This is a genomic window from Paraburkholderia sp. A1RI-2L, assembly GCF_048957375.1.
Taxonomy (GTDB): Bacteria; Pseudomonadota; Gammaproteobacteria; order Burkholderiales; family Burkholderiaceae; genus Paraburkholderia.
In genome coordinates this window covers 510,428-532,986 of sequence record NZ_JARBTA010000001.1, presented here as the reverse complement: position 1 = coordinate 532,986, position 22,559 = coordinate 510,428, and the positions used below count along the sequence as shown (strand labels likewise).

The window sequence follows — 22,559 nt, the reverse complement described above, 5'->3', positions numbered from 1 at the left end:
TGCTGCTATCGATGCGCCTGAACGCGGACACCGGTGACCGGTCTCCGTGGGGCGATTTCTGGTTCTCGCCGGTGCCGTTTCGGGGCACGCCGCACTCGGTCAACGCCGATGCGGCAATGCGGCTCACGGCCGTATTCGCCTGCGTGCGCGTGCTCGCCGAATCCGTCTCAACACTGCCGTTCATGCTGTACCGCGAGCGGCATGATGGACGGAAGACGCCGTTGCGCAACCACTGGCTTTACCGGCTGCTCGCCATAAGGCCCAATGATTTCCAGAATCCGCTGGAATTCCGGGAGATGCTGCAGGGACACTGCACACTGCGCGGCAATGCGTTCGCGCAGATCGTCTCGAACAGCCGGGGCGAAGTGACGGACCTGCTGCCGCTGCATCCGGATCGTGTGACGATCGAACTGCTGTCCGATACGCAGTGGCGCTACCGGTATACGCGCCGTGACGGCAGCGAGATCGTGCTCGCACGAAGCGAAGTGTTCCACCTGCGCGGCCTGTCGCCGGACGGCATCGTCGGCTACAACCCGATTACGGCCGCACGCGAGGCTGTTGCCGGTGGACTCGCCGCGCAGGACTACGGGATGCGTTTTTTCATGAACGACGCGACGCCGGGTGGCTGGATCGAAATGCCGAATGCGTTCCCGTCCGACGAGAAGCGCCGTGAATTCCGCGAGGCATGGCAGCGGCAGCAGACCGGTCGCAACCGGCACAAGACGGCCATCCTCGAGTTCGGGATGAAGTATCACGAGCTGGGCTTAAAGAACGAGGACATCCAGTTCATCGAGACGCGTAAGTTCTCCGTGTCTGAGATCGCACGGCTGTTCCGGATCCCGCCGCACATGATCGGTGACCTGGACAAGGCGACCTTCTCGAACATTGAGCAGCAGTCGCTCGAGTTCGTGATCCATACCCTGCGTCCGTGGCTCGTGCGCTGGGAGGAAGCGATCCGCTACCACTTCCTCGCTACGGACGATGCCATGAACGTCGAGTTTCCGGTCACGGCGCTGTTGCGCGGCGATGCGCAGGCCCGGGCGATGTACTACCACAACGGGATTCTCGATGGCTGGCTCACGCGTAACGAGGCGCGCCGCATGGAATCGCTCGATCCGCTCGACGGGCTCGACGAACCGCTACGGCCACTCAACATGATCGAGGAAAGTGATGCAGCGAGTGCCCCTGCAACCACGCAACTCGCACCCGACGAGTCCGATGAAACGTCCGACGATGCCAGGAATACTGAATGAAACACGCACTCCTGATCTCTGAATTCCTCTCGACCCCGTGGGCCATCATGCCCGAGCGGCTGTCGGCCTTCGCCGGGGTGATCGCGCGCTGGTCGCTTGGTGCCGTCGCCGATGCAGATACGATGAGTGCGGTCCAAACCGACTCAGCAACCGTGGCAGCCCGACGAGGGGCAAGCGCGCGAGCAGGCAACGGCTCGATCGCCGTACTGCCGATGTACGGTGTCGTCACGCAGCGTGGCAACATGGCGGATGATATTTCCGGCCCCGGATCCATGAGCACGCAGATGTTCGCGCAGGCGCTCCGCTCCGCGCTGGCTGACGACTCGGTCGATGCCGTCCTGATCGACATTGACTCGCCCGGTGGCAGCGTCTACGGCGTGCAGGAACTGGCCGACGAGATCTACCAGGCGCGTGGCCAGAAACCGGTCGTCACGATCGCGAACAGCCTGGCGGCCAGCGCCGCGTACTGGCTCGGCAGCGCCGCGAGCGAGTTTTATGTGACGCCCGGTGGCGAAGTCGGCTCGATCGGCGTGTGGTCGGCGCACGAGGACTGGTCGAAGGCGCTGGCCGATGCCGGTGTCACGACCACGCTAATTTCGGCCGGCAAGTACAAGACTGAAGGCAACCCATACGGCCCGCTTTCCGCAGATGCGCAGGCCTTCATGCAAAGCCGTGTCGACGATTACTACGGTGCCTTCACGAAGGCGGTCGCGCGTAATCGGGGCGTGCCGGTTGCCACGGTGCGTGATGGCATGGGCCAAGGGCGTGTGCTCGGCGCACAGGCCGCGAAGGAAGCCGGGATGATCGATGACATCCGCACCTTCGGTCAAGTACTGGCCAATCTGGCGAAGTCTACGAAAAGTCGCGCACACGCCCACGCGCCGAACGATTCGATCTCAGCGCGCGCGACCACGGAAGCCCAAGTGCCGCAACCCACGTCCGGCCACCGGCTTGAACTGCGTCGCCGGGCACTTGATCTCGCGAGCCTATAAGTCAACTCGGATCAGCTGGCGCACGATCGCGGCCTGTTCATCGGCTTGCTTCATCAAGTCGAGAATCTGCCTTTGCAGGTCGTCGAATTTCCTTTTAGCGGCCGCAGCTTGCGATCCGACGGCGGGAGCCGAAACCCTAGTTGCACGTTGTAGATGAGCGTCAAGTTTCCTAATGAGGTCCGTTTTCTCCTCATCCGTGCCTTTGCCTGCCCTCACGAACTCGTGGAAATCCTTGCCGCCTTTTCGGAAGTTGCACGGGCCACAGCATGGAACGAGATTGCCGATCTGGTGCCCATACCCGTTGAGCTGGCCGTCCTTCACCAAGCCCACCAGATGGTCCCAGGTGGTGGCAGGCAACGAGCAATAGACACACACCAAGTGCGGCAGATCGGTTTGCCCCAATGCGATCAGCGCGTTAATCACATCGGATTCGATATATGGGTCAAACGGCGCCAGCGCCGATGCAAACGCATGGGCAATCGTTGTGCGCCGGCTAGCGAGGATCGAATACGGTTTCAGGTGGGACTGGATGCTGCGCGGCGTCATAACAGGTGTCCTCTAATGAACAGTTCCTGCCTCAGGCGAATTGTCGACTTCTCGCGCGTCAGCATAGCAGCGGTCGACCTCAGCGAGGCCGCACAGACAAACGGTACCCATGCATCAAACCTTGAACCCGCCTCGTGCGGTTTTTTTATTTCTGGAGCTTGATATGAGCAAAACCCTCCGCACCCTCCAGCAGCGCAAGGCGACACAGGTTGCTGACGCGCGCAAGCTAGTCGATGCTGCCCACGCCGAAGACCGTGACCTGAACGGAACCGAGGCAACGCAGTACGACTCGCTAATGGCATCGATCCAGGCCACGCAGCGCCAGATCGAACGGGAGGAAGCGCTAATCGAGGCCGAACGCACGGCCGGCGTAACGATTCCCGACGGTGCACGGATCAGCGTGTCGGCAAACATCGAACAGGATCCGAGGCGCGGCTTCCAGACGCTCGGCGAATTCGCCCGCTCGGTGCACACTGCCACAGTCAACCCGATGCGCGCCGACGACCGGTTGCGTTATGGTGCGGTCGCGCCCGGCACATACGGCGGCGAAGGCTCTGGTCCGGATGGAGGCTTCCTGATTCCGCCGGAGTTCTCGCGCGACATCTTCACGCTCTCGCTCGGCGAGGATGCGCTGTTGCCCTACACCGACGACTACGACATCGAGGGCAACTCGATGGTGTTCCCGAAGGACGAGACAACGCCGTGGGGCACCGACGGGATCCGCGCGTACTGGCAGGCCGAAGCCAATACTGGCACGGCGACCAAGCCCAAGCTGTCGGCCACGACGCAGTACCTGCACAAGATGATGGCGCTCGTGCCGCTCACGGATGAACTGATCGCCGATGGTCCGGCGCTTGGTCAATACCTGAACCGCAAGATCGGCGACTCGATCCGCTGGAAGACCAATGAGTCGCTGCTCTTCGGTGCCGGCAACGGCATGCCAATTGGCGCACTGCAGGCTAATGCCGCGATCGTGGTCTCGAAGGATTCCGGTCAGGCCACGCAGACGCTGACCATCTCGAACCTCTCGAAGATGATCTCGCGCTTGCCACCGGGATCGTTCGGTCGCGCTATCTGGCTCGTGAACAATGATGTGCTGCCTGCGCTCTTCACGCTCACGCTCGGCAACTACCCGATCTACCTGCCGATCTCGGCTGGTGCTCAGGAGTCCCCGTACGGGATGCTTCTTGGCCGCCCAGTGTTCGTGTCGCAGCACGCGAAGAGCTTCTCGTCGCAGGGCGACGTGATCCTGCTCGACATGTCGTACTACCGCACCATCAAGAAGGCCTCGGGCATCGAGACGGCGACGTCCATGCACCTGTATTTCGACGCCGACGCGATGGCGTTCCGGACAGTGTTCCGTCTGGACGGGCAGCCCGCCATCACCAACCCGATCAAGCCGGCCAACGGCACCAACAACCTGTCGCCGTTCATCCAGCTCGCGGCGCGCTGATCCCGGGAGGATCCCATTATGTTTCCGAGTCTGAAACCCACCGATTTCGAGGCTTTGCTGACCTCGATCGATCCCGCCAACCAGCCTGCCGGCACCGTTACCACTGCGTGGGTGCCGGTGCAGAATTTCCATACGTTCCTCGCATTGATCGGTACCGGCGTGATGGGCACAAACGCCACGCTCGACGCTAAGGTCCGGCAAGCGCAGGATGCAACTGGCACCGGTGCCAAGGACTTGCCCAACAAGGCGATCACGACGATCCAGGCGGCCAGTGGCGCCAACGTGCAGGCACTCGTCAATTTCCGCAGCGGCGACGTCGATACGAACAACGGCTACGCGTTCGTGCAGCTCTCGCTCACGGTCGGCACAGCAGCCTCGTTTGTTGCCGCATACCTGTTTGGTGTCGGAGGCCGCTTCGATCCGCCGGTGGATGCGTCGGCGCCGATTCCGGTCAATCTCGGCGACGCGAGCGTCGTCCAGATCGTCTGAGTCCATCGTTGCCGGACTGACCCATGCCGGAAATCCTACTGCAGCGGCCTGCCGGCGAGCCCGTGAATCTCAACGAGGCGAAACTGCACCTGCGCGTGACTGACGACGCGCAGGACACGCTGATCACCTCGCTCGTAACCACCGCCCGGATAGCCGCTGAGACGATCACGCGCCAGCAGCTGCTCCACGCGCGCTATCAGCTCGTGCTGGACCGGTTCCCGATGTCTGGGATCGGCACGCCGTTGCCGTTCGAGCACGTGATCAACTATCCGGCCTTTGCGATCGTGCTCCCTCACGCGCCGCTCGTCGATGTTGTCTCGATCGATTATCTCGACATGAACGGCACGCCGCAGACGATGGATCCGGCCGACTACGTCGCCAACGCGGCGCTGATGCCCGCGATCATTACGCCCGGATTCGGAAAAATCTGGCCGATCCCCCTGCCACAGATCGGCGCGGTCACCGTGACGTATGACGCCGGCTACATGTCGGTGTGCACAGTCCCGGGCAGTCTACCGTCGACGCAGATTCAGGTGCGCGGCCCAGTCACGTGCGCCGTCGGCAATACCGTCCGGTTCTTCAATTCGGGCGGAGCGTTACCGACGCCATTGCAGGTTGACGTCCCGTACACGGTGACGGCTGCGAACGCGGGCCTCTATGACCTGCAGGATCCCATCGGCAACGCGGTCACCCTATCGGACGCAGGCAGCGGCACGAGCTATGTCTACGGTGGTGCGGAGCCGGTGCCCGAGGGCATCCGCAACTGGATCCTGCTGCGCACCGGCTCGCTGTACGAGAACCGCGAAGAAGTGGCCATCCTGAACCGGGGCAAGGTCGAGGAACTGCCGTTTGTAGCGGGCCTCCTCGATCCCTACCGGATGTCGTTGCCATGATGAGGCTGCCGTGACCACTCAGATGCGTGCGGGGGAGCTGAACCGCCTGGTGGCCGTCCAGCAACGCAGCACGGCCCGGGACGGTTTTGGTCAGCAGGTCGAGACGTGGACGACGATCAAGCCGGTCTACGCGTATATCGAAGCTTTGAGCGGTAGCGAGCGTGCTGCTGCGCAATCGATCTCTACGGATGTCTCCCACCGTTTCACGGTCCGGTACGACGCGATCTTTGCCGATCCGCGCCTCGTGGCGACGTATCGCGTTGTCTACGGCGCCCGCATCTTCGACATCAACGCAGCGCTCAACGTCGACGAATCTAACCGGACCATCGAATTGCTCGCAAGCGAAGGGTTGACTGATGGCTGAACTCCGCTGCATCAAGGGCCTGGACGAGTTTGCCAAGGCGCTCGAGCAGCTGCCCCGCAATATCGGTCGCAACGTGCTACGCGGCGCGGTCAATGCAGGCGCCACCGTGCTGCGCCAGCAGGCAGTCGTGTTTGCGCCGGTCTACGAGGGTGACGACCCGCGTCAGGATCCCGGACGCATCCGGCGCGCGATCTACCAGAAGCAGATCCCCGAGCGCTCGAACGAGCTGTTGCAGGTGTTCTACGTCGGCGTGCGGCGCGGCCGGAAGAACCAGGTCAAGGTTGTGCGCGGGCGGGTCACGAATCTCGACGCCTACTACTGGACGTGGCTCGAGTTCGGCCACGCGTATGTTCCGCCGCGCCCGAAGGGCATGACGCTGAAGGCACATCGGACGGCCATGAAGGCAGCACCCGGCGCAATCTGGGTCGAGCCCCGCTCGTTCATGCGGCCGGCGTTCGCCATCGCGAAGGACCAGGCGATTCAAGCCATGATCGACTACCTCGAGACTCGCATTCCAAAGGAAGCGGCAAACCTCGGTCTGTTGATGAAGTAACTGCGTGAAATGACCACGATCCAGAAGCAGCTCGCGGCACTGCTGCAACCCCTTTCCGTCGGTGGAGCCTCACCCCAGGTGCAACTGCAGGACAACACCTACCCGTACATCGTCTACCGGCGCCTCGCGAGTCCGGTCTGCAACACGCTTTCCGGCAACGGCTCACCACCGATCAACAACACGCTCTTCGAGATCTCCTCCTGGGGCTACACGTATGCCGATGCCGTAGCGACCGCTTCGGCCGTGGCCGCTGCGTTCCAGTCGTGGACCATCCAGAACGTTCTGCAGCATGAGCAGGACCTGTACGAATCCGACGTCAAGGCTTTCCGTGTCGTGCAGACGTTTTCCGTCTGGCACGACTGACCTGCTTCTGCTTCCTCTGTTTTCCTTCTCTCTGGAGTCACATCCATGACCTCGACTGCCATTTCGTCGCAGGGCTCGTCGTTTGCCGTGTCGGGCGGCACCGGCGCCGCCGTCAGTATCACCGGAATCATTCTCGGCTACCCCACCATCATTGAGGCGACCGCGCACGGTTTCACGAACGGCGACGTGGTATCGTTCGCCGGCGTCGGCGGCGAGACGGGTCTCAACGGCCAGTCACTCGTCGTGACCAACGTGACGCCGAATACGTTCGCCGTCAACTACAACTCGACGGGCGGAGCATCGTGGACCTCAGGGGGCACGGCCACACCCGTTGCCTGGACGCCGATCGGCAACTTCAAGACCATCAAGGGCTTCGACGGCAAGACCTCGAAGCTCGACGCGACGAACCTCGCGTCGCTCGCGAAGGAATATCGCGCGGGCCTGCAGGATCCGGGCAATTTCAGCTTCGACGTCGACATCGACCTCGCCGATGCTGGCCAGCTTGCGCTACAGACGCTCAAGGCGAGCAGCGCGCTCGCGAATTACCGGCTCACGCTGCCCAACGGCCATACCGCCACCTTCACCGCGTTCGTCGAATCGTTCCCCTGGGATGGCGGTGTCGACAAGCTGCTGACCGCCACCGTCAACCTGATCATCACTGGGCCCGTGACGTATGCGTAGGTTGATAAATAGGCATTGCTCAGGAGATGTCCAACACGCCGCGTCCGTTGGTCACGAGAGCCGTACATTCAGTCGAACGGAATAGGTTTTTGGAGACTTACCCTTATCGAGAAATGCAATCAGCCATAGTCAACACCGGTTCCGGAGACGACACGGCTAACTAATGTGTCGGGCGAGTTTAGCCAAGATGAGCTGACCGCGAGCTTCGCTGAATTCTTCAAATTTGGCCTCATTCCATAGAGCAGAATCAGTTGGAATCAGGTGCAGCTTGAGGTAGGCGGCTTGGTCTGACACGTACTCCGAATTCCCGACCCAGGCAGCAAAAGCCTTACCATTCTTTTCGCCGCGATTCGTCCCATAATCAAGAAATTGGAAGTTTCTGATGCTATTTATCTTTGCCACGTCGCAACCCAAGTTCTCCAGGATGGACTTCGGCATGATGTGGTCAATATCGTTGGTACGAACTGTCCGGGCCATGTCGTACATCAGGTAATACACGAACGAGCTTTCCAGCTGATCTAGGCTGTTCACGTCATACGTTGTCTTGAATGTTACGGGATGATTCGTGTAAACATCAAAAAGCTCCCCGATTGGGAAGGCCGCATCCTTGTGGGTCTTGATGGCATCCAGCAACTTCTTGATACCTGTCTTGTAGGGGATCCACCCTGCCCCACGGCTTCTAAAAACACCGTTGACCAGCGAGTGATACAGCCACCTTCTGATAAGCGGGAAGTCCTTGTTTCCAGTGTCGTAGTTGTCGAAAAAGCGAAGAAGATCCTGGTTATCGAGGTTCTTATGAAAGATGTGGTACGCGATGAAGAAGAGCGGAATGAACGAACGGGTTCCGCCCTTGTAGTAGTCCTGTAGTTTGGCGTAGTCAAGAAACTTGCTCAGGCACTTGAGCGTAGCCTTAATACGTTCTTTGTTCTTGATGGCGAAAGTCGCATCAGCTTCCTCGATGGACGCCATCTCCTTGTACGGGTTGTCCTGGAGAATGAAGATAAGCTTAAGAAGGTTGTCCTGCGACAAACCAATTTCCTCATAATCTTCGATGACCTCCCGGAGGAAGCCTTCCATCTCCCAGGAAAAGCCCTTAAGAATGGATGCGACAAGGTCAAAGGAGGAGAGTTTGGTACCGCCATCGTTCAGACGACGGAAGAGTTCGACGATACGCTGTCGGTTAGTGGTTTCGTCGAATGACCGGTTGATGATGACCCGGGAAACTCCCAGCGTCGAGGCAGTGACTGCATTTTTGTAGAAGGCCTTGACGTTCTTGGCCACATGAGTTTTTTTGGCATCTTCCGTGATAGCCTGATCCCGAATAATCTCATCCGCCACTTGATCGTCGTCGTCCGTGTCTCTCAGACGTTGCATCAGGGCACTTGCGAGGTACCAGTTGTGTTCCGGGATGGGCCGATCCGGGTTGTCCTTGGGCTGCCTGTCGAGCTTCTGCGCATCGTTCTCGAACTTGAATTCGAACTCGGTGTTGAAGTCGCTGAACAGATCGAAGTAGAGGACTTTCCCGTTAATGCTTCCCTTGAGTCCGATGTAGAACGTCTGTAGACGTTGCTGCCCGTCGATTACGAAGAACTGCTGCTGCGGCAGCACGTCGACGTTAACCGAGGGGATGAACTCGCCATCACGAGTGAACGGACGGTAGTTGAACAACGGCTTGGTGTTCCTTTCTGCCTCGATAACGATGACGCCGCCAAAGCTGTCTCCCTTAAGCAGGGTGTCAAAAAGAAGCTCCATCTTGTCTTCCTTCCAGACCAGCGGTCGCTGGATGACAGGGAGCACGTATCGCCCCTCCTCAATGTCGGTCAAGATGTCAGCCAGTCGATGGGGGGACCAGATAGCCATTGTGCTTTTCGCTTCTTCTATTGTGGAGAGAACACTGCCGAAAAGGCAGTAGCGTTGGGTCATGCAGCCTTCCAAGCCAGACAGCGCGCCTTGGCATGTTTAAGCACGAGGTCAACGACCTTTAACTAAATGTCAATCGAATAAACCGGCCCACATAATACCCAAAGTCCTCCACCGGAAGAATTCCAATCGTGTCGCATGGATTTTTTGTAGAGACGGAATAACCAAGAACGGCCGGCTACGGCTGCAGCTTCTATCTAACCTGCGAGGCAATTCGTCGACGCATCGTCGCGTCGGTCGTCGATGTTCCCCCGCTTCGAAATGTCCCGCTCCCTTTCTACCAATAAGGCAATTCCATGACCGCTTTGTCGAAAGCCCAAATCCTCGCCGCCAATGACCTCGCAACCGTTACCGTCGACGTGCCCGAATGGGGCGGCGCCGTCATCATCCGTTCGATGACGGGCGCGCAACGCGACGCCTATGAAACGAGCCTGATGACGAAGGATGTCTCGGGTCGGTACACGATCGATACCGAGAACATGCGTGCGAAGCTCGTGATCTTCACGGCGGTCGATGAAACCGGCACGCCGCTCTTCACGCCGGATGACCTGCCAGCGCTTGCGGGCAAGAACGCGGGTGTGATCGAGCGACTGTTCGTCGCCGCGCAGCGCATCAACGGCCTGTCGAAGGACGCCGTGGCGGACGCAGAAAAAAACTCCGTGAGCGGCCAGCCCGACGCTTCTGCTTCCGGCTCGCCGCAGCCCTCGGCATGACGGTCCGGCAACTGCTGGCCAATCTCGACAGCAGTGAACTGACCGAATGGATGGCTTTCGAGCGCATCGAGGCGATTGGTGAAGCACGCGCCGACCTGCGCGCCGGCATCATCGCTGCGGCCATCGGCAATCACGGCAACCGTACCTTGCCCAAGCCCTACCGTGCGAGTGACTTCATGCCCTACCTGCCGCGCGTCGAGGAGAAACCGATCTTCTTCGACGACCCCGAGCAGCAGTCCGCCACGATCCTGAAACTGGTCTTCAATCGCACGTAATCGCCCCATGTCGCTCGGTTCCCTCGTTCTCGAACTGCAGGGCAACGTCGCCCGCACGCAGGAAGATATGGGGCGCCTGCAGCAGATCGTCGAGTCTGCGATGCGCCGCATGGATGCGGCCGCCTCCCGTACATCCGACAACATCCAGGGCGTCGCCACGGCCGGGCGTGCGATCCAGCGCGTACAGGGCGCCGAGGAAGCCGCAGCCAGCATCGAACGGGTCGGCCACGCATCGGTCGGTGCGCGGCGCGAGATGCTGGTGCTCGCCCATGAACTGGCCACCGGCAACTTCAAGCGCGCGGCAGGATCGCTCATGGTGCTGGGCGAGCGTATCGACATCATGTCGAAGCTCGCATCCCCGGCAGGCATTGCGATCGCAGGGCTTACCACAGCAGTTGCCGGCTTTGCCGCAATGGTAATCAAGGGCGCGATGGAGTCCGCCCAGTTCGCACGCTCGATCATGCTGACCAGCAACTACGCCGGCCAGACCGAAGCGAGCTATAACCGACTGTCACGCAGTGTCGCCGATGCCACGGGTGCCACGATCGGCAATGCGCGCGAGATCACGCAGGCACTGATCTCGTCCGGGCGCATCAGTTCAGGGGCGCTCGAATCCGTCGCACTTGCCGCCACCCGACTGCAGGTCGCCACCGGCCAGAATGCGCAGGAAATCGTGCGCCAGTTCGCCGGCATGTCGGACGGCGTGCTGAAATGGGCACTCGATGCGAACAGGCAGTATCACTTCGTCGACGGCGCGCTGTACGACCACATCAAGGCGCTCGAGCAGGCCGGACAGCAGGAAAAGGCGATGGAGGTTGCCTCAACGGCGCTCTACCAGCACCTTGGCAACGCAGCGACGGAGAACCTCGGCTACATCGAGCGCGCCTGGCGCGGAGTGAAGTCCGCAATCAGCGATGCTGCCGACGCGCTGATGTCGGTTGGCCGCGCCGAGACGGCGGCAGAAACGGCCGCCCGCATCAACCGCACGCTTGCCGCCAGGCGCTCGGGGCAGACCGACACATCCTATGCACTTGGCGTTGGCGAGGGACTCGGCGGACTTGAAGCAGGCGGGAGTTACGACGACCTGACTCGCCAGCAGTCGGCAGCCACATCACTCGCGCGTCGCCAGCAGGATGCGGTGTCACTGGCGGCCTATAAGGCGCACACCGATGAGATGGTCGTCGCGGCGAAGACGCGCTGGGACGAGCTCGCGAAGGCGCACAAGGTCGGCGCGGAACGCCTGAAGGAAGAACTCGACGAAGCCGCTCGTGTCGGCCAGCAGGCGGGCGCCTCACCCACCGACATCGCCGCGATGCAGGAGCGTATTCGCAAGGAATACAGCCATGGGAGTGGCGCGGGACTCGATCGCGCGAATCTCGACGCGCAGACCCAGCCGATCCAGGAACAGATCACCTCGCAGTCCCGGTTGCTGCAGGATCGGCAGAAACAGCTGGAACTCGCGTATCGCGATGACCACATCAGCGAGCAGGCGTACTACGACCAGTCGAAGGCCGCGATCGAGCAGTACAACTCTCAGATCCGCACACTCTACGATCAGCAGATCACGATCGTCGAAGGCGCGGCAAAGCGCGCGGCCGATGCCCGGACCCGCGTCACGCTGACGAGCCGGGCGAACGCGCTGCGCAACGACGAACAGCAGGCGCTACTGCAGTCGTCGGAGCGATTGTCAGAACTGACCGAGAAGCAGACCGAGGATACGCGTAAATACCGGGACGAGGTCGAGAAGCTGAACTCGGAACTCGGCAAGCTCGACCGTGATCCGGGGCGCACGGCGGGCGCGGATTTTGATCGCGAGCACGGTCATCTGCAGCGGCAGGCCACATTGAGCGGCGACACCGATACGCTTACCACGCTAGCACAGGCACGCAATGCCGCTGTCGCACAGGCGCAGATGAATTCGCTGAAGCAGGAAGCCGAGCAGATCACCCAACGGCTTACCCTCGCGGAGAAGGAACTGGCCGTCGCACAGGAGACAGGCGAGAAAGGTGCTGTGGCCGGCATGGTCGAACTCGGCCACCTTCGCCAGCAGGCCGCGCAGCAGCTTGCGCAGATCCAGCAGCAGATGCAGGGCATCGCATCGAACTCGGGACTGCCGCAACTCGATCTTCAGGCGCAGCAGTTCGGCCTGCAAGTCCAGCAACTGTCCGCCTCGAGCAACGTGCTCGGCAAATCTATCTCCGACGTCTTCGCCCATTCGTTCGCGAGCATGCTCGACAACACGATTACCCGCACGAAGACGCTGCGGCAGGAGTTCCTCGATATGGCAAACAGCATCGAGCAGGCCATCACGCGGATCATTGCGCAGGACCTGACGAACCAGTTGTTCGGGATTGGCTCGGGATCGGGTTCCGGCAGCAGTTCGGGGGGGTGGCTTGGACAGCTGTTCAGCTGGGGTATGGGGCTGCTTGGGCTGACGGGTGGCAGTGCAATGTCTTTTTCGACCGATGTCATGTCCTCGGGCCTGATGGGGCTGACACCTGATTTCAGTGTCGCGGCGGACGATATCGGCAGTATGCTGACCTATCCGTTTCATCTGGCATCCGGCGGCGATACGTCGCCCGGTGGCCTGTACGAGGTCAACGAAAAAGGACCGGAGCTGCTGACCGTCGCGAATCGCACGTTCCTCATGATGGGCAACCAGGGCGGTACGGTTACCCCGGGTGGTTCTTCCGGTCCCGCGCGCGGTGGCCACACGTTCAACCTGAATATTGCGGTGCCGCCCGGCGCGACCCGGCAGAGCGCGCAGCAGCAAGCGCAGGCCATCATGCGGCAGGCGAACATCGCGGTAGCAAGGAACGGTTGATTACGCGATGACCACGTTTCTCGAATCGCCCCGCTTTCCGGACAACATAGCGTTCGGTGCCACGGTCGGCCCAACGTACCTGACCGTCGTCAACCAGGTCTATAGCGGGCGCGACGCGCGCATCCCCGCCTGGACGCAGGCGCGCATCCAGTTCGAGGTCGGGCGCCGGGCGATGAACGCAGCAGACACCGCAACGGTCGATGCCTTCTTTCGCACGGTCAAGGGACGCGCATATGGTTTTCGTATCAAGGACTGGACCGATTACTCCGACGGCGGCGCAGGCGTACTGATTGCGACCGCAACGAGTGGCGTCTACCAGATGACGAAGCTGTATGCGAACGGCGCGCTCACTGAATCGCGGCTGATCCAGAAACCGGTTGCGCGCAGCGTGCAGATTATCAAATCCGGCGTGCCCCTCACGACGGGCGTCACGCTCGACACGACCACGGGCCTTGTGACGATCACGCCAGCGCCGACAGGCTCGCCCATGCTCACGTGGAGCGGGCAGTTCGATGTGCCCGTGCGCTTCGATGTCGACCAGATGAAGAAGCAGATCATGGACCGCAATGGTGCGGTCGGCGACCTGCTGGTCGACTGGGGCTCAATCCCCCTGATAGAGATCCGCCCGTAATTCGCCATCTTCATGCGTTCGATTCCCACCGCCCTCCTCGCCACGCTCCAGGCCGAGGTCCAGACCGTCTGCACGCTCTGGAAGATCACCCGCACCGATGGGCAGGTGTTCGCGTTCACGGACCTCGACCAGCCTGTCACGTACGGTGGCCTGACGTATCAGGCGGCAGGCGGCTACACCCATTCGCAGATCGACAGCACGAGTGACCTTTCCACCTCGAACCTCGAGGTACAGGCCGTGTTCGACAGTTCGACCATCACGCAGGCCTCGCTCGAGTCCGGACAGTGGGATTTCGCGCAGGTGGCCTGCATGCTGGTCGACTACACGAACCCGTCGGCGGGTGCCGTGACACTGGCAAGCGGCACACTCGGTCAGGTGACGATCACGAACGGCGCCTATCAGGTCGAAATGCGCGGCGTGGCGCAGCTGATGCAGCAGGAACAGGGGGACGTGTACAGCCCGACCTGCCGCGCGCAGCTTGGCGACGCGAAATGCACGGTCGATGTGACGTCGCTCACCTTCAACGGGACGGTCTCAAGCGTGAACAGCGCGACCAGCTGGAACGATCCCGGCCTCACGCAGACCGGGCCGGTCGTCGCCTACACCGATACGACCGGCCACAAGATCCCGACGCGCTCGCCGTTCACGGTCCAGGTCGTGCCGCCCAACGGTGGTGCGTTCGTTTCGACGATCTCGGTCGTCGATTCTTATGGCACCACCTACGGTGTCGGGACCGGATCCGGGCAGTACACGGTCTCGACCACGGGTCTCTACACCTTCAACAGCGCACAGGCCGGCGGTGAGATCTTCATCAGCTACAACTACACGGTCGGGTATTTCGCGTTCGGCAAGGTCAAGTGGCTGACCGGCCAGAACGCGGGCTTCGTCATGGAGGTCAAGGCGTTCGCGCCGGGCGTCGTGACGCTTGCGATGGCGATGCCGTATCCGGTCGCGGTCGGCGACACGTACACGATCACGGCCGGCTGCGACAAGCAGCTTGGCACCTGCTACGCGCGTTACAACAACATCGTCCATTTCCGTGGCGAGCCGTATATCCCCGGCCCCGACCTCCTGCTCTCACCTCAGGGGAACTGAATGGAAGATCATGCCGTGGTGACCATCATGCGCGAGCAGTTCGTCGCCGAAGCCCGCGACTGGCTCGGCACGCCGTACCAGCATCAAGGACGCTTGAAGGGCACCGCCTGCGACTGCATCGGGCTCGTAATCGGCGTGTCGCGCGCAGTCGGCCTCGACGTGCCTGATGCGCCCGATTACGGGCGCCGCCCGGATGGCCGGCTGCGCGGCGCACTAGAAGCTCACCTGATACGAGTTCCGCTTGCAGATGCCCAAGGCGGCGATGTGTTGCTGTTCGCGTGGCACGCCACGCCGATCCACGTGGCGATCCTGACCGATGCCGATCACTTCATCCACGGCTATCTGCCGAACCGGCGCGTGGTCGAATCGCGCCTCGATGAGAAAACCCGGCGCCACGTCGTGGCAGCCTATCGCATCCCTGGAGTCGTCTGAATGGGCCAGCTTGTCCTGTCTGCCGCCGGGGCCGTGGTCGGCGGTGCGGCCGGCTTCCTGATCGGCGGCCCTGCCGGTATCGCAGAAGGTGCAGAACTCGGCTGGATGGCGGGCGGAATCGCCGGTGGCCTGCTGTTCCGCCAGAAGGGCCCGCAGCCCGCCGACATCCGCATCCAGGACAGCGCATACGGCAAGCCGGTTCCGCTCGCCTACGGCATCTACCGGATTGCCGGGAACATCATCTGGGCCGGCCAGCCTTACGTCGCCAGCGGCAGCGGTAAAGGGGCTGGTGGCAAGGGGCCGCAGCAGCAAAAGGTATCGATGTCGTTCGCCGTCGGCCTGTGCGCGGGTCCAATTACCGCTGTGCGGCGCATCTGGGCCAACGGCAAGCTGATCTACGACGTGTCCAATCCGTCAAATTTCCAGGCGATCAGCGGCTCGAACCAGATGGTGACAAATTTCACCGTCTACCCCGGCGATGAAAACCAGCTGCCGGATCCCGTGATACAGGCCGCGCTCGGCGTGAACAACACGCCCGCCTACCGGGGACTGGCGTATGTCGTGTTCAATGAGCTGGATCTCTCGCGGTGGGGAAACTATCTGCCGTCGCTCTCATTTGAGGTCATCACTACAACGGCCGCGCTCGCCACTTCCAACTCGGCCTCGACGTACACGTACCCGACCTCGCTCGGAACGTTCTTCATGGCGCCATGCCTGTCGGCCTCGGGCGGCATCGCGATGGGCTACGGGTACTACTTCGGCTACAACGGCGTGACGGTTGCGAATCTGAGCGCCTATGGTGCCGTCCAGACGCAGCTGATTCCCTGGAGCGGCAACCGGGGGGGCATCAACATGCCGCTCGGCTACAGCGACGTGCCGGGCATCTATACCTGGCCCGGGTGGCTGCATCCAGACGGCACTTACGATGACATGAGTCTGACCGGCAGCATGGACCTCGGGTTTGGCGGCGATGAGGCCTGCTTCTGGCGCAACGGTACCGACCTCTTCCTGAGCTCGTTCTATACGACGAGCGGCCGCCCGATTTACCGGTGCGACCTGTCGCAACAGGGGTTGATCGTCGCGCAGAGTACCCAGCTGGGCGAATGGCACATCCTCGGTGGCTCGGCCACGCATGTCTATGCATTCGACGACCTGACCGGCCATCTGTTCCAGTTCGACCGCGATACGCTAGCCGTCACCGCGACGTATACCGGCATCAATTTCAATGCGAACACCGGGTATGTGCTTACAGACGACTACATCTACACGGTCGGCGACAACCTGGCCGTGTCCTTTTTCCGGCCATCTCAGAACACGTACACGGTGCTCGGCTACGCCCCGTTCGGCGTCTCGACGATGGTAGCCATCAACGAGAATTTCTTCGTGTTCGCCTCGGGCGCGAATCTCAACAGCATCTCGCTTGGCTATATGTGGATCTCGCAGGGCCAGACCTTCACGACGGTCGGCAATGTCGTGGCCGACCTGTGCAGCCGTGCGGGCCTGTCCGCCGCGCAGATCGATGTCTCGCAGCTCGCCGACGTGCTGAACGGTTACTGCGTGACGAACCATTCGACCACGCGCAGCAATCTGGGCCCGCTGATGTCCACGTACTTCTTCGATGCGTGCGATTCGGGCGGTGTGATCCGGTTCGTGAAGCGCGGTGCGCAACCGGCCGGGACCTTCCTGTACGCCGATCTCGGTGCATCGCCAAATCTGGCGGACACAGCGAACACGACACCGGTCACCGAGACGATCGCGCAGGAGGTCGATCTGCCGCGCTCGATGCAGCTGACTTACCCGGAACTCGGAGACGACTACAACCCGAACACACAGCGCGCGATGCGCGCATACACGAACTCGAATCGCGACACCGTCATGCAGGTGCCGATCGTGCTCGCGGGTTCCGATGCGCTCGCGCGTACCCAGGCGATGTTGTGGTCGGCATGGGTCGGCCGCAAGACTTTCCAGTTCACGACAGGCCTCGCCTATCTGCAGTACGAGCCGGGCGACGTGATGACGTTGCAGGGTGCGAACGGCGAGAGCTGGATCGTCCGGATCACGCGCTGCCAGTATGACGGCCAGGGGTCGCTCCTCTGGGCCGCCGCGCTCGAGGAGCCCGATATTTATCCGGGCACCTCATACACGACGCAGGGCGGCACTGCGCTCGGATTTGCCAGCCAGCAGATCGATTACAGCGGCCCGACCATCCTCTCTGTGCTCGACATTCCGCCGCTGCGCGATGCGGACAGCACACCGGGCGTCTACATTGGCGCGTGCGGGATGGCTTCGTCGTGGCCCGGTGCGGCGATCGACCTGTCGCGCGATGACGTGACGTTCACACAGTTCGCACAAATCACCCATGCGTCCGTCATGGGCTACGCGGCGGGCGCCCTCTCATCGTTCGGCGGTGGCAATCTCCCCGACGAGACCAATACAGTCAACATCGTCCTCTATGAAGGAGCACTCGCCTCGTGCAGCTATGCGGATTTCCTCGCCGGCGCCAATGCGGCGTGGCTGGGCGGCGAAATCCTGTTTTTCCGCAACGCGACGCAGACGGCGGCCAACACCTGGACGTTGTCCGGCCTGCTGCGAGGGCGCGGTGGCACGGAAGCCGCCATGACAACCCACGCCGCCGGCGAGCGGTTCGTGCTGCTCGATCCTGCTGCGATCGTGTCGATGCCGATCCAGACGACCGATTTCGGCTCAACCCTGTATTTCGAGACATTCCTGCTCAATCTGTTCTCGGGTTCGCCCGGCGCGCAGGTGAGCCTCACGCCCAAGAACGGCCGGGTCACGCCACTCTCGCCAGTGTATTTCATGGCCGCCCACGGCAGCGCGTCGAGCACCTCCGACATCTCGCTGTCATGGATCCGACGCGCCCGCGTGCGCGCCCAGTGGCTCGACGGCGCCGATATCCCGCTCGATGAGTCGACCGAGAACTACACACTCACGATCCTGACCGGCTCGACCACAGTTCGAACCGTCACGGTTGCCGGAAATGGCGCCGGCGGCACCTGGACATATACCGCAGCCAACATCACGGCGGACGGTTTCTCAACGGGCGCGACGATCACCTTCCGCGTGCAGCAGAACAGCGATCAGGGCGTGCTGGGCGCATCTGCCACGACAACCATCACGAGGTAACACGATGTCCAACAGCACGACGCTGCTCGACACCATCGCGACGAATCAGGCGGCCAAGGAAGTGATCGCCAATGCCCTCTTCGATGCAGCGAGTCCCGCGATGATCTGGGGCCGGCGCGCGAGCACGACGAGCAGCCTGACCTGGGGCTACTATGGCGGCACGTATATGGTAGGCGCCACCGCCAATGCGATCGCGAACGGCACCGTCGCGCTCACCGCGAGCACGACCAACTACGTGTATGCGAGCGCCACGACTGGCGCCGTGTCGGTCAACACCACGGGTTTCCCCGCCGGGTCGATTCCGCTCTACCAGATCGTGACCGGCTCGACCGGTGTCTCCAGCTACGCGGACTGCCGCAGCTACCAGCCGAGCGTGATCGCGGGCACCGTCCGCAGCGCAACGAGCGAGGGCAGCGGAATCCCCGTACTGGATGCGGCGAATTCGACGGCACAGACGCTCGCGTTCAAGTCGCTGATCGGCGGCGCCGGTGTCACAGTCGCGGACGGTGGACCGAACGGGCTCACGATCAGCACGAGCGGTACGAGCGGCACCGTCACGGGCGGCAGTAACGAAGGCAGTGGGGTCGGCGTGCTCGACACTGCATCGACTACGTCGAGCAACCTCGCGCTCAAGACACTGGTCGCCGGCGGCGGCATCACGATCACCGACAATGGATCCGCCGGCATCGCAATCGGCGCAAACGCGGCCGCTGCCGTCGCGCCAGCGATCCAGCAGAACGGGACGACTGTCGTCAGCGCGGCGACGCAGCTCAATTTCCAGGGGGCGCAGGTCACGAATCCGGGCGGATCGCAGGCGCAGATCGCGCTGTTCTCGGGTTTCGGCACGCCCGATCAACCGCCGAACCTGCCGAATTTCACGTGGGTCAACCAGGGCAGCGCCACCGCGCTGCAGGAACCTTGGGGCATCAGCCTGTCCACGCCGAAAGCGGGCGGTGAGAACTGCGCGTGCCTCGTGATTGCCGCGCCCGCGACGCCCTATCAGGTCGTCGCCCGGATGCGCGCGTTTCCGGCCAGCTCGAGCTATATGAAGTGCGGGCTCCTCTGGCGCAACAGTTCAAGCGGACTGCTGCAGGTCGCAGGCCTGCTGTATCAGAGCGGATTTCAGTACGGCATAGGCAACTTCAACAGTCCGACCTCGTGGAACGGTTTTCAGGGCTCGCAGTACGCGATGACCTTCTGGCCAGACTGGCACCGGATCCGTGACGACGGGACGAACCGGTATTACGACGTCTCGCCGGATGGCGTCACGTGGGTCAACATGTATTCGTTCTCGCGCACGACGTTTCTCACGCCGGACCAGGTGGGATTCTTCGCCGATCCGAACGGGCAGGCCGTCGGCCTTTCGGTGTTTTCCTGGTACGCCGGAGCGTAGGCCATGTCGAACAGTTCAACCCTGCTCGATATGCTTTCCGCGACTTCCTCGACAAAGGAGGCGACGCTCAACGCGCTGTTTGATGCCGCCAGCCCACTGATGTTGTGGGGCCGACGCGCGGCAACGACGGGCGGCCTCGTCTGGGGCTACTACGGCGGCACGTATATGAACCCCGAGGGCATGGTGCAGTCGGTTCCAGACGGTACCCTGACGCTGGCCGCGAGCGCGACGAACTATATTTTCGCGGATCCGGTGACGGGCGTGGTCAGCAGCAACACGTCAGGCTTTCCGCCCACCTCGTTCCCCCTATACCAGGTCGTGACCGGCACATTGACGGCATCGAGCTACACCGACGTGCGAAGTTATCAACCCAATGCGATCAGCGGATCGCTGCGCGCTGCCGTGAATGAAGGGGCTGGCGCCGGCCTGATCGATACATCGTCATCCACGGCCGCGAATCTCGTCGTGAAAACGCTGGCCGCAGGTGGGAATTTCTCGATCACGGACAACGGCGCAGGAAGTCTGGTGCTGACCTGTCCCGGTGGCACGGTTTCGGGGGCATCGAATGAAGGCAGTGGCGCTCCGATTCTCGACGCAGCGAATTCGACCGCACAATTACTCGTCTTCAAGTCACTCTCGGGCGGCGCGAACCTGCAGGTGATCGAAGGCGGCAAGCTCGGAGCAGGGTTGTCTCTTGTCGGCACGCTCAGCGCGGTTGAACAGGGCGGCATCATAAAGGCTGTGGCGCCAGGGTCGCTGAATTTCTCGAACGCGAATGTGACGGCCGCAGGTTCAGGCGCGACGATCACACCGAATTCATCGCATGGTGTGACCGACACGGTGCCGCAATTATCCGGTTTCACGCTGCGTAATCAGGGGGCGTCAGGCGCCATCGCCACTCAATATCCGTGGGGCATTGGCATTGTCGCACCGCATTCAAGCAGCGCGCAGGCATTTGTCCTCACGCAGCCGATTCCATCGGGCGCATTTCAGGTAACCATGCGCTTGCGTGCCGCTCCCTTGAATGCAAACTACGGTTGCGTTGGGCCTTGCCTATATGACAGCGCGAGCGGAAAGCTGAAGCTTTTTGAGCTCGCGTATCAGAACCAGCTCGGCTACTGGGTCGGCAACTTCAGTAATTTCTCGTCGTGGGGCGGGAACGCTTTCTCGACGAATCTCGGTGCCGCTCCGGAATGGATGCGAATCCGTAGCGACGCGACGAACTGGTATTACGAGGTGTCGGGCGACGGTTCATCGTGGCAAACGCTTTTCAGCGAGGCGATCAACTCATTTCTCACGCCCGATTCGTGCGGGCTCTATGCATTCCAGCCGCAGGTGGCCCCCGATCTCGCGTTAGCTGTCTTTTCCTACTACTGCGGCGCTTAGGTTGAACCTGGCCTCTCAGACATCCATCGCCGCCCTCCGGGGCGGTTTTTCATTTCTGGAGCACGCCCATGGACAGCAATGACCACGTCATGGAATCCATCAAGGTGTCGATCGCATGGGTTGGCGGCCTGATCGGCACGCTGCTGGCCAAGGTCGCGGCGTACCTGACGCTCTCGAACGTGGTGCTGTCGGCCACGCTCGTCTACACGGTTCTGCAGATTTTCATCCTGGCGCGCGACAAGGTTTTTCGCCGCCGCACAAGCACGGAGGATTGACCATGCCCGTCATCACCGCACAGCAGGCCGGTGGCCCCAACCGGACCGCGTTTCTCGACATGATTGCATGGAGCGAAGGAACCTCGCGCATCCCCGAATCCGACGACGGCTATCGCGTGCTCGTCGGCGCGACGCCGGGCAAGCCGCTGACGTTTTCCAGCTACGCGACGCACCCCGACATCCTCAACTCCACGTTCAATTCGACCGCCGCCGGCCGGTACCAGCTGCTCTATCGCTACTGGCTCGCGTATCGGCAGCAGTTGAAGTTGCCGGATTTTTCGCCGTTCTCGCAAGACCGGATCGCGCTGCAGCAGATTCGCGAGAAAGGCGCGTTGGCTTTCATCGACATTGGCAATTTCACGAAGGCGGTCCAACTCTGCTCTGGCATCTGGGCCAGCCTGCCCGGCAACGACTACGGGCAGCACGTTAACACGATCGCCGCATTGCAGACCGCCTACGTGAATGCGGGTGGCGCAATTCTGCGCGGGGCAACCAGCCTCGCGTGATGCGTTCGATTTTTACCACTAGGACCAAGGAGTCGACCATGAATCAAGTCTCGTCCCTCGTCACCGGCGGCACGACCATCACGGCCGCCACGATCGCGCCCATGCTGCAGTGGCTGCTGGCCGGATGTCCGTTGCCCATTCCAGAGGGCCTGCCGTATCTGGTTGCGGCATTGATCGTGACCGGCGCGCACGCGGTCGGGAACTGGTGGGTGAGCCGCCCGGCTGTGAAAGCCGATGCGACTGCACCTGCGGCAGATCCTGCCGTTGATCCGGCTCAGGCCGCTGCTCCGGCGGTGGCGCCCCCAACCGCGACCACGCAAGCGTAACTCCCCCGCTGCTCTCCTCCCGCTGCATTCGCGGCAATCTACACGAAGGTGC

23 protein-coding genes are annotated in these 22,559 nt (G+C 61.9%); 21 read left to right on the top strand and 2 right to left on the bottom strand.

Features of this window, described 5'->3' with window-relative positions:
* Nucleotides 1-11 precede the first annotated feature (11 nt).
* Both PWP93_RS02525 and PWP93_RS02520 read left to right on the top strand, forming a co-directional pair.
* Nucleotides 12-1,253: a phage portal protein gene (locus tag PWP93_RS02525; RefSeq protein WP_421044987.1), complete on the top strand. Its 1,242-nt coding sequence runs from the start codon at nucleotides 12-14 to the stop codon at nucleotides 1,251-1,253.
* Nucleotides 1,250-2,245 carry a S49 family peptidase gene (locus tag PWP93_RS02520; protein WP_421043345.1) on the top strand — a complete coding sequence of 332 codons (996 nt, stop codon included), beginning with the start codon at nucleotides 1,250-1,252 and terminating at the stop codon, nucleotides 2,243-2,245. Before PWP93_RS02525 ends, PWP93_RS02520 begins: the two co-directional genes overlap by 4 nt.
* Here PWP93_RS02520 and PWP93_RS02515 read toward each other — a convergent pair.
* On the bottom strand, nucleotides 2,240-2,791 hold the full coding sequence (locus PWP93_RS02515) for an HNH endonuclease (protein ID WP_421043344.1): 552 nt from the start codon (nucleotides 2,789-2,791) through the stop codon (nucleotides 2,240-2,242). The genes PWP93_RS02520 and PWP93_RS02515 overlap by 6 nt on opposite strands.
* Nucleotides 2,792-2,954: 163 nt before the next feature.
* Between PWP93_RS02515 and PWP93_RS02510 the strand changes: the two genes are divergently transcribed.
* Genes PWP93_RS02510 through PWP93_RS02480 form a run of 7 tightly spaced genes read left to right on the top strand, consistent with a single transcriptional unit; the run spans nucleotide 2,955 to nucleotide 7,587 of the window.
* Nucleotides 2,955-4,244 carry a phage major capsid protein gene (locus tag PWP93_RS02510; RefSeq protein ID WP_421043343.1) on the top strand — a complete coding sequence of 430 codons (1,290 nt, stop codon included), beginning with the start codon at nucleotides 2,955-2,957 and terminating at the stop codon, nucleotides 4,242-4,244.
* A gap of 18 nt (nucleotides 4,245-4,262) precedes the next feature.
* On the top strand, nucleotides 4,263-4,733 hold the full coding sequence (locus PWP93_RS02505; RefSeq protein ID WP_421043342.1) for a hypothetical protein: 471 nt from the start codon (nucleotides 4,263-4,265) through the stop codon (nucleotides 4,731-4,733).
* Nucleotides 4,734-4,756: 23 nt separating this feature from the next.
* Nucleotides 4,757-5,626 (top strand): head-tail connector protein, encoded by an 870-nt coding sequence (locus PWP93_RS02500; RefSeq protein WP_421043341.1) that lies wholly within the window; start codon nucleotides 4,757-4,759, stop codon nucleotides 5,624-5,626.
* Between the two features lie 10 nt (nucleotides 5,627-5,636).
* Nucleotides 5,637-5,990 carry a phage head closure protein gene (locus PWP93_RS02495; RefSeq protein WP_421043340.1) on the top strand — a complete coding sequence of 118 codons (354 nt, stop codon included), beginning with the start codon at nucleotides 5,637-5,639 and terminating at the stop codon, nucleotides 5,988-5,990.
* Nucleotides 5,983-6,543 (top strand): HK97-gp10 family putative phage morphogenesis protein, encoded by a 561-nt coding sequence (locus PWP93_RS02490; protein WP_421043339.1) that lies wholly within the window; start codon nucleotides 5,983-5,985, stop codon nucleotides 6,541-6,543. Before PWP93_RS02495 ends, PWP93_RS02490 begins: the two co-directional genes overlap by 8 nt.
* A gap of 9 nt (nucleotides 6,544-6,552) precedes the next feature.
* A complete protein-coding gene (gene gp17, locus PWP93_RS02485; protein ID WP_421043338.1) occupies nucleotides 6,553-6,906 on the top strand; it encodes a tail completion protein gp17 in 354 nt (117 codons plus the stop codon).
* A gap of 45 nt (nucleotides 6,907-6,951) precedes the next feature.
* A complete protein-coding gene (locus tag PWP93_RS02480; protein WP_421043337.1) occupies nucleotides 6,952-7,587 on the top strand; it encodes a phage tail tube protein in 636 nt (211 codons plus the stop codon).
* A 156-nt stretch (nucleotides 7,588-7,743) separates the two neighbouring features.
* Here the strand turns inward: PWP93_RS02480 and PWP93_RS02475 are convergent, their stop codons facing one another.
* On the bottom strand, nucleotides 7,744-9,510 hold the full coding sequence (locus PWP93_RS02475) for a DUF262 domain-containing protein (protein WP_421043336.1): 1,767 nt from the start codon (nucleotides 9,508-9,510) through the stop codon (nucleotides 7,744-7,746).
* 293 nt (nucleotides 9,511-9,803) lie between these two features.
* On the opposite strand from PWP93_RS02475, the gene PWP93_RS02470 reads away from it, so the two are divergent.
* The 12 genes from PWP93_RS02470 to PWP93_RS02415 all read left to right on the top strand — a co-directional run bounded on the left by PWP93_RS02470 (nucleotide 9,804) and on the right by PWP93_RS02415 (nucleotide 22,507).
* Entirely contained in the window at nucleotides 9,804-10,220 is a 417-nt protein-coding gene (locus PWP93_RS02470) for a hypothetical protein (protein WP_421043335.1), read from the top strand.
* The gene (locus PWP93_RS02465; RefSeq protein WP_421043334.1) at nucleotides 10,217-10,495 is read left to right on the top strand and encodes a phage tail assembly protein T; all 279 of its coding nucleotides are present in this window, start codon (nucleotides 10,217-10,219) and stop codon (nucleotides 10,493-10,495) included. Before PWP93_RS02470 ends, PWP93_RS02465 begins: the two co-directional genes overlap by 4 nt.
* A 7-nt stretch (nucleotides 10,496-10,502) precedes the next feature.
* Nucleotides 10,503-13,319 (top strand): phage tail length tape measure family protein, encoded by a 2,817-nt coding sequence (locus tag PWP93_RS02460; RefSeq protein ID WP_421043333.1) that lies wholly within the window; start codon nucleotides 10,503-10,505, stop codon nucleotides 13,317-13,319.
* 7 nt (nucleotides 13,320-13,326) lie between these two features.
* On the top strand, nucleotides 13,327-13,950 hold the full coding sequence (locus PWP93_RS02455; protein WP_421043332.1) for a DUF2460 domain-containing protein: 624 nt from the start codon (nucleotides 13,327-13,329) through the stop codon (nucleotides 13,948-13,950).
* Nucleotides 13,951-13,962: 12 nt separating this feature from the next.
* Nucleotides 13,963-15,045 (top strand): DUF2163 domain-containing protein, encoded by a 1,083-nt coding sequence (locus tag PWP93_RS02450; RefSeq protein WP_421043331.1) that lies wholly within the window; start codon nucleotides 13,963-13,965, stop codon nucleotides 15,043-15,045.
* Nucleotides 15,046-15,477: an NlpC/P60 family protein gene (locus tag PWP93_RS02445; RefSeq protein WP_421043330.1), complete on the top strand. Its 432-nt coding sequence runs from the start codon at nucleotides 15,046-15,048 to the stop codon at nucleotides 15,475-15,477. It begins immediately after the preceding gene.
* On the top strand, nucleotides 15,478-18,621 hold the full coding sequence (locus PWP93_RS02440) for a phage tail protein (protein ID WP_421043329.1): 3,144 nt from the start codon (nucleotides 15,478-15,480) through the stop codon (nucleotides 18,619-18,621).
* Nucleotides 18,622-18,625: 4 nt separating this feature from the next.
* A complete protein-coding gene (locus tag PWP93_RS02435) occupies nucleotides 18,626-20,014 on the top strand; it encodes a hypothetical protein (RefSeq protein WP_421043328.1) in 1,389 nt (462 codons plus the stop codon).
* A gap of 3 nt (nucleotides 20,015-20,017) precedes the next feature.
* Nucleotides 20,018-21,400, top strand: a complete 1,383-nt coding sequence (locus PWP93_RS02430; protein WP_421043327.1) for a hypothetical protein — start codon at nucleotides 20,018-20,020, stop codon at nucleotides 21,398-21,400.
* Between the two features lie 68 nt (nucleotides 21,401-21,468).
* Nucleotides 21,469-21,675, top strand: a complete 207-nt coding sequence (locus tag PWP93_RS02425) for a hypothetical protein (RefSeq protein ID WP_421043326.1) — start codon at nucleotides 21,469-21,471, stop codon at nucleotides 21,673-21,675.
* A 2-nt stretch (nucleotides 21,676-21,677) separates the two neighbouring features.
* Entirely contained in the window at nucleotides 21,678-22,181 is a 504-nt protein-coding gene (locus tag PWP93_RS02420) for a lysozyme (RefSeq protein ID WP_421043325.1), read from the top strand.
* Nucleotides 22,182-22,219: 38 nt separating this feature from the next.
* On the top strand, nucleotides 22,220-22,507 hold the full coding sequence (locus tag PWP93_RS02415; protein ID WP_421043324.1) for a hypothetical protein: 288 nt from the start codon (nucleotides 22,220-22,222) through the stop codon (nucleotides 22,505-22,507).
* Nucleotides 22,508-22,559 lie beyond the last annotated feature (52 nt).

Coding starts and splice junctions, on each gene's coding strand:
- gp17 (WP_421043338.1), top strand. CDS start 6,553: ATGACCACGATCCAGAAGCAGCTCGCGGCACTGCTGCAACCCCTTTCC.
- PWP93_RS02500 (WP_421043341.1), top strand. CDS start 4,757: ATGCCGGAAATCCTACTGCAGCGGCCTGCCGGCGAGCCCGTGAATCTC.
- PWP93_RS02510 (WP_421043343.1), top strand. CDS start 2,955: ATGAGCAAAACCCTCCGCACCCTCCAGCAGCGCAAGGCGACACAGGTT.
- PWP93_RS02515 (WP_421043344.1), bottom strand. CDS start 2,791: ATGACGCCGCGCAGCATCCAGTCCCACCTGAAACCGTATTCGATCCTC.
- PWP93_RS02430 (WP_421043327.1), top strand. CDS start 20,018: ATGTCGAACAGTTCAACCCTGCTCGATATGCTTTCCGCGACTTCCTCG.
- PWP93_RS02460 (WP_421043333.1), top strand. CDS start 10,503: ATGTCGCTCGGTTCCCTCGTTCTCGAACTGCAGGGCAACGTCGCCCGC.
- PWP93_RS02420 (WP_421043325.1), top strand. CDS start 21,678: ATGCCCGTCATCACCGCACAGCAGGCCGGTGGCCCCAACCGGACCGCG.
- PWP93_RS02440 (WP_421043329.1), top strand. CDS start 15,478: ATGGGCCAGCTTGTCCTGTCTGCCGCCGGGGCCGTGGTCGGCGGTGCG.
- PWP93_RS02520 (WP_421043345.1), top strand. CDS start 1,250: ATGAAACACGCACTCCTGATCTCTGAATTCCTCTCGACCCCGTGGGCC.
- PWP93_RS02490 (WP_421043339.1), top strand. CDS start 5,983: ATGGCTGAACTCCGCTGCATCAAGGGCCTGGACGAGTTTGCCAAGGCG.
- PWP93_RS02425 (WP_421043326.1), top strand. CDS start 21,469: ATGGACAGCAATGACCACGTCATGGAATCCATCAAGGTGTCGATCGCA.
- PWP93_RS02415 (WP_421043324.1), top strand. CDS start 22,220: ATGAATCAAGTCTCGTCCCTCGTCACCGGCGGCACGACCATCACGGCC.
- PWP93_RS02475 (WP_421043336.1), bottom strand. CDS start 9,510: ATGACCCAACGCTACTGCCTTTTCGGCAGTGTTCTCTCCACAATAGAA.
- PWP93_RS02455 (WP_421043332.1), top strand. CDS start 13,327: ATGACCACGTTTCTCGAATCGCCCCGCTTTCCGGACAACATAGCGTTC.
- PWP93_RS02450 (WP_421043331.1), top strand. CDS start 13,963: ATGCGTTCGATTCCCACCGCCCTCCTCGCCACGCTCCAGGCCGAGGTC.
- PWP93_RS02525 (WP_421044987.1), top strand. CDS start 12: ATGCGCCTGAACGCGGACACCGGTGACCGGTCTCCGTGGGGCGATTTC.
- PWP93_RS02470 (WP_421043335.1), top strand. CDS start 9,804: ATGACCGCTTTGTCGAAAGCCCAAATCCTCGCCGCCAATGACCTCGCA.
- PWP93_RS02435 (WP_421043328.1), top strand. CDS start 18,626: ATGTCCAACAGCACGACGCTGCTCGACACCATCGCGACGAATCAGGCG.
- PWP93_RS02465 (WP_421043334.1), top strand. CDS start 10,217: ATGACGGTCCGGCAACTGCTGGCCAATCTCGACAGCAGTGAACTGACC.
- PWP93_RS02480 (WP_421043337.1), top strand. CDS start 6,952: ATGACCTCGACTGCCATTTCGTCGCAGGGCTCGTCGTTTGCCGTGTCG.
- PWP93_RS02505 (WP_421043342.1), top strand. CDS start 4,263: ATGTTTCCGAGTCTGAAACCCACCGATTTCGAGGCTTTGCTGACCTCG.
- PWP93_RS02445 (WP_421043330.1), top strand. CDS start 15,046: ATGGAAGATCATGCCGTGGTGACCATCATGCGCGAGCAGTTCGTCGCC.